The 7948-nt window shown below is 66.9% G+C and carries 10 protein-coding genes; all 10 read right to left on the bottom strand.

Annotated features, from left to right (window positions below):
- Positions 1 to 294: hypothetical protein (locus RA20_RS25970; protein WP_039131139.1), on the bottom strand; the 294-nt coding region annotated here is incomplete at its 3' end.
- Complete coding sequence (locus RA20_RS16555; RefSeq protein WP_039131137.1) at positions 291 to 674, bottom strand: ExbD/TolR family protein; 384 nt, start codon at positions 672 to 674, stop codon at positions 291 to 293. The genes RA20_RS16555 and RA20_RS25970, both read right to left, overlap by 4 nt.
- 5 nt (positions 675 to 679) lie before the next feature.
- Positions 680 to 1033, bottom strand: coding sequence for an ExbD/TolR family protein (locus RA20_RS16550; protein ID WP_241482271.1), 354 nt, complete (start codon positions 1031 to 1033; stop codon positions 680 to 682).
- Positions 1034 to 1056: 23 nt separating this feature from the next.
- Positions 1057 to 1698, bottom strand: a complete 642-nt coding sequence (locus tag RA20_RS16545) for a MotA/TolQ/ExbB proton channel family protein (RefSeq protein WP_052249035.1) — start codon at positions 1696 to 1698, stop codon at positions 1057 to 1059.
- 11 nt (positions 1699 to 1709) lie between these two features.
- Positions 1710 to 2711 carry a DUF6925 family protein gene (locus RA20_RS16540; RefSeq protein ID WP_039131131.1) on the bottom strand — a complete coding sequence of 334 codons (1002 nt, stop codon included), beginning with the start codon at positions 2709 to 2711 and terminating at the stop codon, positions 1710 to 1712.
- Entirely contained in the window at positions 2704 to 3360 is a 657-nt protein-coding gene (locus RA20_RS16535; protein ID WP_039131129.1) for an adenosylcobinamide amidohydrolase, read from the bottom strand. The genes RA20_RS16540 and RA20_RS16535 overlap by 8 nt, the downstream gene beginning before the upstream one ends.
- Positions 3360 to 4115 carry an ABC transporter ATP-binding protein gene (locus RA20_RS16530; RefSeq protein ID WP_039131127.1) on the bottom strand — a complete coding sequence of 252 codons (756 nt, stop codon included), beginning with the start codon at positions 4113 to 4115 and terminating at the stop codon, positions 3360 to 3362. Before RA20_RS16530 ends, RA20_RS16535 begins: the two co-directional genes overlap by 1 nt.
- Positions 4112 to 5095: a FecCD family ABC transporter permease gene (locus RA20_RS16525; protein ID WP_039131124.1), complete on the bottom strand. Its 984-nt coding sequence runs from the start codon at positions 5093 to 5095 to the stop codon at positions 4112 to 4114. Before RA20_RS16525 ends, RA20_RS16530 begins: the two co-directional genes overlap by 4 nt.
- Positions 5092 to 5928 carry an ABC transporter substrate-binding protein gene (locus tag RA20_RS16520; protein WP_039131122.1) on the bottom strand — a complete coding sequence of 279 codons (837 nt, stop codon included), beginning with the start codon at positions 5926 to 5928 and terminating at the stop codon, positions 5092 to 5094. Before RA20_RS16520 ends, RA20_RS16525 begins: the two co-directional genes overlap by 4 nt.
- Positions 5929 to 5931: 3 nt before the next feature.
- A complete protein-coding gene (locus RA20_RS16515; protein WP_039131120.1) occupies positions 5932 to 7815 on the bottom strand; it encodes a TonB-dependent receptor plug domain-containing protein in 1884 nt (627 codons plus the stop codon).
- Positions 7816 to 7948: the final 133 nt, after the last annotated feature.

Genomic DNA, 7948 nt, shown 5'->3' with positions numbered 1-7948 from the left:
TGCTGCTGGGGCAGGCGGGGCGGATGGTGCCGCCGGGGCCGCCGTTGCAGCGGGCGGCTGCGGAGCCTCAGGTGGCGTTCCGGCTGACGCCGACGCGTGAATCTCAGGCGGGCGGTTCCAGTCCGCAACCTGCTGCGCCAGAGCTGCCGAGGCGGCCGTCAGGGTCACTTGCCCGCTGCCGCTGCTGCCGGTGCCTGCGGCCCTGGTGCCGCCGTCCTGCATCGCCAGGAACGGGACCGCATGCAGCCCGGCGGCGGCAGCCAGGCAAAGGGGGAACAGCGCACGCCGGGTCACGAACCGGTACCTGTCAGAGTGACAGTCTTGATCCCGGCATCGCGCAGCCGGGTGATCAGCGCGGCAACTGCGCGGGCCGGCACTTCGGCATCGGCCCGCAGGGTCAGAGGGTCGATCTCGGATGCCTGCGCCATGACGGCGGCCATGGCGTCGCCGCCTTCGGCGCCGGAGAAATGCAAGCGGCCATCGGCTGACATGAACAGCACGGCCTCGGGAACGGAGGGCTCGCCGTTTTCCAGTTCCGGCGGTGTCACCGCAAAGGGGGCACCGGGCGCGATCTGCGAGGACAGCAGGAAGAAAATCAGCAGCAGAAACACAACGTTGATCATCGGCAGGACCGGCTCGCCCGCCTGCCGCTTCTTAGGAGACGAGAAATCCATGCCGCTCACTCCATCACCGCCAGCCCGGTGAAGCCGGCCCCGGCCAGCAGCCCGGCGGCGTCCATCAGCTGCTGCAGCGAGGCGCTGGCGTCCGGCTGCAGGACAATCGCATCCGATGTCTCGCGGGTCAGTTGGGCCAGCTGCTCAGCCAGGGCTTCGGCCTCCACCGGCACCCCGTTCAGCCGCAGCCCTTCGGCGGTCACCAGAACCAGCCGCGGCGGCCCTTGGTACGCCGCGCCCGCGCCGCCCGTGGCCAATGGCACCACCCGGTCGCGGCCGAATTGCGAGGCCAGCATGAAGAACACCAGCAGCAGGAACACCACGTCAATCATCGGCGCGAGGCTCAGGCGCTTTCTCACGCGCTGTGTCCCGAATGCTAGCGTCATTCCGCAGCGTGCCGCAGCGCTGGGCGGGCAGAGGCGCCGTTGAATACGCGGGTGGCGGCATCCTCCATCCGGGTCTGTTCACGCTCGGCCAGCCCTTCGATCCAGGAGGCCAGCGCCGAAGCCGGGATCGCCACCGCCATGCCCGCTGCCGTGGTCAGCAGCGCCTCCCAGATACCGCCGGCCAGCACCGAAGGGTCTGCACCGCTGCCGCTTTCCTGCAGGGCCTGGAAGGCGCCGATCATGCCCAGAACGGTCCCCAAAAGCCCGATCAGCGGCGCAATCGCAGCAATCAGCTCCAAGGGCCGTAGCCCCCGCCGCAGCTCTGCCAGCTCCGCCTTGGCGACACGGGTGGTTTCCCGTTCCGCAGCCTCAGTGCTGAAGCCTGGCGCCAGCAGCGCCCGCATGGCCGCCCCGGCAAACCGGTCCAGCGGGGTTTGCCCCGGCGCGGCAGGCGGGGTGCCGCCCTCGTGCCACTCTGCAATCCAGGCCTCGGTCTGCGTCTTGCGCCAGGCGCCGCCTTGGGCAAGCGCAACCGCCCGCCACAGGAACAACGCCAGGGTCAGCACCGACAAGGCCGCTATCACCCACAGCGCCGGCCCGCCGCGGGCCATGAAGTCAAAGAGTGGAGCAAGGGACATCGCAGCCTCCGTCAGTGGCCCGGGTTTTCCGGGTCGGTTTCCCCGGCCCCGCGGTCAAAGCGCCCGGCATAGGCCTCGGTCAGCCGGCTCGGCCCGTGCAGCACCCGCCATTGCCGGATGCCATTGCGCCAGCCGGCCCGGCCTTCCCGGGTCTCCGGCTCCGCGGCATCCTCTGCCGGGGTGCCAGCCTGCAGCAGCTCCCAGACCGCCTGCTTGCCCTGGCGGTAGGCTTCGGCGCCCCAGGCGCCCAGCAGCTCCTGAAAGGCGTCAAAGGCTGCGCGGTTGAACACCTTGTCCTCGCCCAGCCGGCCGATCACCGGGTTCTCGGGATGGACGCCGCAGCAGGGCACCCAGCCCTCGGGGATCGGCGTGTTGGCGGAATGGGTGCGCCCGGCCTTCAGCAGCTTGGGCAGCACATGGGTGTGCGGGCCTTCCGGGGATTTGCCGCCGGTGTCGGGGCCGCCGATCATCTGGTAAACCTCGACCCGGCCCAGGCGGGTCAGCAGCACCCGGTGGGGATGGTGTTTCAGGATCGCGCCCATCGCCGGGTTGCCGTGCTCAAACAGCGAGCGGCCGGCGTTTTCGTTCAGCACCTCCAGCAGCTCCGGATCGGCAGTGCGGATGCAGAAATCCGCCTGGTACTGGCCCAGCCCCATGTCGAACAGAAAGGCACCGCGGTCTTCATCGCGTAAAGCGTCTTCGTCGGGGCCAAGCGCGGTCAGCACATCGCGCCGGCTCATCGCGGCATCGGCGTGCGGCAGGCACAGAGAGACTGCCTGGGTCCAGCGGTGCGGCTTGGGGCTGAGGGTCTCATATGCCACCGGGCGCACACCTTCGAGGCTGTCGATGCGGACGCCGCCGCGGCTGGTCACCTGTTTCAGCCCGGCGTGCTGCTGCGGCGCCGGGTCGCCATAGACATGGTGGAACTCGCCGATGGCGCCGAAAGAGCCCATGTTCCAGCCGCAGTCTTCCTGCATCAGCGCCGCTTTCAGCACCTGTTGAAGCTCAGGCATCTGCTGCCCTCCTGTTGGTTGTTTTCCATTCCAGGGCGCCCGCGTGGACCGCCTGGTAAATGGCTTTGCCGATGGCTTCGCCGGTGGCGGTGTGCAGCCCGGCATAAGGGGTAGCCCCGGCCGGGGCCGCCACCGCGACGCAATCGGTTCCGGTGCCGGTCGCGGTTCCGCCTGGCAAGGCGACGCCCGCTTCCATCACCGCTGCGGTGCGGGCCTGGACGGCAATGCTCATTGCTTCGATGAGCCCGGCCTGGGTCAGCCCCTGGGACACGTGCAGGGCAACATTGATGGTGCCCCAATTGCGGCTGGCGTAATCCATCCGGCTGCCGACCCGTTCGGCGTTCGACAGGCCCACGGTCGCCACCGCGTGGGCTTGAATGCCCTCTACCTCCGCCGAGGCTTGGCAATGGCGGCGCACATCGCGCGAGGTCAAAAAGGCCACCGCATCGCTGCTGTTGCGCGCGGACAGCTCATCCGAAAACCACTCGGTCACATCCAGATCGCGCGGCAGGTCGCTGTTGCGGACCTCGCGCCACAGGATGCGGCGGGCGGTGACCAGGCCGGGGCGGTTCACTGCCCAGCTCAGCACCTGCATATCTGCGCCCAGATCAAACTCGAGCCAGGGGCGGTCCAGGGTGACAGTAGGCATCACAGTACTTCCAAGGGTTGGAACACGGGGCCTTGAGCCGTGGTCTGATGCCAGATTGAGATGCCAAAGGCGCGGGCCATCAGATCCGGTGTCAGCACATCGGCGGGCGCACCGTCAGCCAGAATGCCGCCCTCAGCCAGCAGGATCAGCCGGGTGCAATGGCGCGCCGCCAACCCCAGGTCGTGCAATGATACCAGCGCTGAGCGGCCCTCGGCAGCCAGCGCTGCAAAGACCTCCATGGTGGAGATCTGATGCGCCGGGTCCAGCCCGGCGGCGGGTTCATCGGCCATCAGCAGCGGCGTGTCTTGCGCGAGGGCCCGGGCAATCAGCGCGCGCGCCTGCTCGCCGCCCGACAGGCGCGAGGCTGCGCGCTGGCGGTAGGGGTCCAACCCCATGCGGGTGATGGCCTGATCAACCAGTGCCTGGTCCGCGGGCGGTAGCCGCAACCCTTGCGGCAGATGCGGCAGGCGGCCTAGCGCCACCAGCCGCTCCACCGGGACCGGCCAGGCAATCTCGCGCGATTGCGGCATCCAGGCTACGGCGCGGGCGCGCTCTGCCGCGCTCATTTCAGCCAGCGAGCTGCGCCCGCAGGAGGCGATTAGCCCCAGCGCCGCGCGCATCAGGCTGGTTTTGCCGGTGCCGTTCGGGCCCAGGAGGCCGACGAACTCGCCCGCCTGGATCTCAAGCGATACATCCCGGATCACCGGGCGGCCCCGCAGGGTGACCGAAAGGTTTTCGACCGACAGCACGCTCATGCCAGCCCCTTCCGTGTCTTGTAAATCAGATGCAGGAACAAGGGCGCCCCGACCAGGGCGGTGACCACCCCAAGCTTCAGGTCGCGCGAGGGCAGGATGATCCGCACCGCGATATCCGCAAGTTGCAGCATGATCGCGCCCCCCAAACCCGAGGCCCACAACAGCCGCGAGGGCTGGCCCGCCACAAAGGGGCGCAGGATATGCGGCACCACCAGACCGATGAAGCCGATAGCTCCGGCCACCGCCGTAGCGCTGCCGACAATGCTGGCAGTGCCCAGCACCAGCAGCAGCCGCAGCCGGTTCAGGTTCATCCCCATGGTCCGGGCTGCATCCTCGCCCAGGGTGAGCGTATCCAGCCCCCGCGCCAGCGTCAGCAGAATTGCGGCACCGGTCAGTGCAAAGGGCAGCACCAGCCAGACATGCACCATCGAGCGGTCGGCAAGCGAACCCATCATCCAGAACACGATCTCATTGGCGGCAAAGGGGTTGGGCGACAGGTTCAGCACCAGCGAGGTGAGCGCCCCGGCCATCGCCGAAATCGCGATCCCTGCCAGGATCAGCGACAGCGAGCCGCCCTGCGGCCCGGCAAGGGCCATCACCAGGAATACCCCCGCCAAAGCGCCTGCCAGCGCCGCCAGCGGCAGGCCCAGTGTCAGGGCAGCGGCCAGACCGGTGTTGATCGCCAGCACCGCGCCCAATGCGGCCGAAGAGGACACCCCGATCAGCCCCGGCTCGGCCAGCGGGTTGCGCAAATACCCCTGCATTGCAGCCCCTGCCAGCCCCAGCCCGCCGCCGATGACAATGGCCAGAATGGCGCGCGGCAGGCGGATTTCCTGCATCACCAGCGTCAAGGGGCCGTAGCTGTCGTCAAACAGCGCCGCGAGGCTGTCGCCCATGTCAACATCGGCAGGTCCCACGGTAAGCGAGATCAGGAACAGCACTACGACGGCAACTGACAGTACCAGCATCAGACGGGTCATTCCCCGTGCTCCTTTTGCAAGAACAGGCGGCGCTCCTCGGACAGATTTTGCACCGCGCGCAGCACATGCGGGGTGCCGCAGACCCAATCCGCATCGCGCATCTGCCCGGCGCCGCTTTGGGCGGCCAGCTGCTGCACCACGGGATGGGCCAGATTGTCCTCGCTGCGCGAGGCGCGGGGGTAGGGCGAGGTGCCCACCAGCAGGTCCGGCTCTGCCATTGCCAGCACTTCCAGCGGCATTTTGCCGGAGCGGGCGTACCCCATCCCGGCGGCGATGTTCTCGAGTCCCGAAGCCTCAAGAATCTGTCCCGCCAGAGACTTCGGCCCGGCGGTGTAATTGTTGGCCGCATAAAGCGCAGCCCGCGGGCGGGGGCCGTCAGCGGGCTGCAGCAAGGCCAGCTGCTTGTCGTAGCCGGCCAGCAGTTCGTGCGCGGCCTGTTCCCGGCCTAGGACACGGCCCATCTCCAGGATCCGCTGCCGCACGTCTTCCAGCGAGTCGGCGGGCTGGAACACCACCACCGGCACGCCAAGCCGCTGCAGCATGCTGGTGGTCGCCGGGGTCGAAAACGCCCCGGCAATCACCAGATCCGGCTTCAACAGATAAATCTCCTCTGCCTGGCCGTGATTGACGGGGTAGGCCATGGCCTCATCAGCCATGGCCGAGGCGCGGCTGTCCCGCGCGATATAGGAGACCGAGGCCAGCTGGCCGGGTGCTGCCAGCAGCATCGCCAGCTGGTCGGTGCACAGGTTCATCGACACCACGCGCGACGGCCCGGCCAAAGCGCCGGTGGCGGCCCACAGAAGGGCCAGGGCTATGCCGGGCAGCCTGCGCATCGATCAGAACGACGCCCTTACGCCGGCATAGACCGCACGGCCGCGCTTGGCGTAGCCCCACACGTCCGAGTATTCCTCGTCGAACAGGTTGGTGACGCGGCCGGTCAGCACCAGGTTGTCTGTCAGGTCATACTGGGCCGAGACGTTGACTGTGGTGTAATCCGGCAGTTCAGCGGTGCCGAAGGAGCCGAAGAATTGGCTGTCCCAGTTGCCAGCGACATGGCGGATATCGGTTGAAACCGAGCCGCGGCCGTTGAAAGTCTGCAGGGTGGCGCTGAGCAGCAGCTCGTGCTCCGGGCGGCGAACCTCGACCGAGCCGTCAGGGTTGCTGGCGTCCAGATAGGTGTAGGCCAGGTTTAGATAGAGGCTGCCGGTTGCATCCAGGCTTGCCGACAGTTCGACGCCCTGCCGGTCGCTGTCTCCTGCCTGATTTTCATAAGTGGTGCCGCCAGTAACCGGCACGCCCCATGTAATTTCGTTGGTCAGGGTCTCGTTGAAGTAAGTGATATCAAAGGTGCCGCGCCCCTGCAGAACGGTAAACTCGGCACCGATGTCAAATCCGCGGTTCTCCTCGGGCTGCAAATCGGGGTTGCCGATGGTTCCGAAGGAGTTTGCAAACAGCTCGAAGTAAGTCGGATTGACGACAGCGGTGCCTGCGGAGGCATGCAGGCGGATTTCGCTGCCGGGGATCAGATAAGATCCGCTGGCGGTCCAGCTGAAGCCGTTCTGGAAAACGCTGTTGTCGTCATAACGGGCGCCAAGCTGAAAATCCAAACCGTTGGCCAGGCTGCCGCGGTATTCGAGTGCGATCGAGTTGGTTTTGCGCCGGAAGGCCGAGTTGGTGCTGCTGGAGTCCTCTTCCCATTCCAGCATTGCGTTCAGCAAGTGGACCGCCTGATCCGCGGGGCGCCCGTCCAGGCCAAGGCTCAGCAGGTATTTTGCGGCTTCTGTCGTGGTCTCGGCTGGCGTGCCGCCGCTGAAGGACTGGTCGAAATCGGTGCGTTCCAGGGAAAGGCGGTGCTTCAGCCGGCCGCCCAATGTATCAAGCTCGGCGTAGACCTGGGCCAGCTGCTCGTCCCGGTCGCTGAATGCAGTTGGATCATCCACGACATAGCCCGCGGCATCGGCCGCGGAAAACGAGTTGGTGTCGTTGCTGTAGCGCTCATCGGAGGTGCGGAAATTGAAGCCGAGCTTCAACTGGCCGGTCACCAGGTAGTCGCCTTTTAGCTGGGCGGTGCTGCGGCGAATACCGTCCTCTTCGCCGCCGTCGCCGGAGATGTCGTAGCCGTCGTCGTTGTCATGGGCGAGGCTGAAGGCAATGCCGCCGCGTTCGCTCCGGTGAGACACCCGTGCCGAAGCCCGGTAACCGTCCGAACCGGTCTCGGCGCTGCCGCCGAATTCAGTGCCGGTGCCGCCGCTCTTGGTAATGATGTTGATCACCCCGGCCGAGGCGTTGGAGCCGTAGAACACCGATTGAGGGCCGCGCAGAACCTCGATGCGTTCGATATTGGCAGTGTCCAAGCCGGACAGAATGTATTCGCTGTCGCCGCCTGAGGCTTCGACGCCGTCGATCAGGATCAGCGTATGGTTGGCCTCAGCACCGCGGATGCGGACCTGGGTAAAGCTGTCGCCGGAACCGTTCACCATCAGGCCGGGTACTGAGCGCAATGCGTCCTGGACGGTGCTGATGCCGCGTTTTTCGATTTCCTCGCTGGTCACCACCGTGGCCGCACGGCCGTATTGCTGCGCGCCGACCGGAGTGAAACCGCCGGAGACGATGATTTCGCCCAGGTCGGTGACCTCTGTGTCCTGGGCGGTTGCGATTGCGGGGGCGGCGGCGAGGGCCGCGGCCATCGCAGTGATAGGGGGCAAGCTTGCCTTGCGCATAGTCAATTCCTCCCGGCCCGCGCGAACAGACGCAGGCCAAGCGGCTGCCCGGAGCGGGCAGCATGGTCAGATTTTGGTCTTTGGAAGGCATTGCCTCCGCAGACGGTGAAACTGCCACCACTACGGAAGTCCG

The organism is Leisingera sp. ANG-Vp (assembly GCF_000813725.1).
Taxonomy (GTDB): Bacteria; Pseudomonadota; Alphaproteobacteria; order Rhodobacterales; family Rhodobacteraceae; genus Leisingera.
This window is presented reverse-complemented; position numbering and strand designations above follow the sequence as displayed.

What these genes read in the sequence shown, in the direction of transcription:
- RA20_RS16555 (WP_039131137.1), bottom strand. Translation starts at nt 674, where the DNA reads ATGGATTTCTCGTCTCCTAAGAAGCGGCAGGCGGGCGAGCCGGTCCTG.
- RA20_RS16545 (WP_052249035.1), bottom strand. Translation starts at nt 1,698, where the DNA reads ATGTCCCTTGCTCCACTCTTTGACTTCATGGCCCGCGGCGGGCCGGCG.
- RA20_RS16540 (WP_039131131.1), bottom strand. Translation starts at nt 2,711, where the DNA reads ATGCCTGAGCTTCAACAGGTGCTGAAAGCGGCGCTGATGCAGGAAGAC.
- RA20_RS16535 (WP_039131129.1), bottom strand. Translation starts at nt 3,360, where the DNA reads ATGCCTACTGTCACCCTGGACCGCCCCTGGCTCGAGTTTGATCTGGGC.
- RA20_RS16530 (WP_039131127.1), bottom strand. Translation starts at nt 4,115, where the DNA reads ATGAGCGTGCTGTCGGTCGAAAACCTTTCGGTCACCCTGCGGGGCCGC.
- RA20_RS16525 (WP_039131124.1), bottom strand. Translation starts at nt 5,095, where the DNA reads ATGACCCGTCTGATGCTGGTACTGTCAGTTGCCGTCGTAGTGCTGTTC.
- RA20_RS16520 (WP_039131122.1), bottom strand. Translation starts at nt 5,928, where the DNA reads ATGCGCAGGCTGCCCGGCATAGCCCTGGCCCTTCTGTGGGCCGCCACC.
- RA20_RS16515 (WP_039131120.1), bottom strand. Translation starts at nt 7,815, where the DNA reads ATGCGCAAGGCAAGCTTGCCCCCTATCACTGCGATGGCCGCGGCCCTC.